Consider the following 248-nt stretch of genomic DNA (forward strand, 5'->3'; position numbering starts at 1 on the left):
GGGGGGGGGGCGGGGGGGGGGGGGGGCGCGGGGGGGGGGGGGGGCCGCCGGGGCGCGCGGGGGGCGCGCGGCGGGGGGGGGGGGGGGGCGACGGCCGCGCCGACGGCGACCGACGAGCGGTTTCCGCACCTCTACGGCCCGATCGATGCCGGGGCAGTGGCGGTGGTGGTGCCGTTCCCGCCGGAGCGGGACGGCACCTTCCGCATGCCGGCCACTATCTGGTGACCATCGGCGCACGGTCGCGGGAG

The 248-nt window shown here is 83.1% G+C and carries 1 pseudogene; it reads left to right on the forward strand.

Going from position 1 to position 248, the window contains the following annotated elements:
- Positions 1–225: pseudogene (locus tag MXD61_RS05935) on the forward strand (DUF952 domain-containing protein); the annotation flags it as partial.
- Between the last annotated feature and the right edge of the window lie 23 nt (positions 226–248).

It is taken from the genome of Frankia sp. AgPm24, assembly GCF_023243055.1.
Taxonomy (GTDB): domain Bacteria; phylum Actinomycetota; class Actinomycetes; order Frankiales; family Frankiaceae; genus Frankia; species Frankia umida.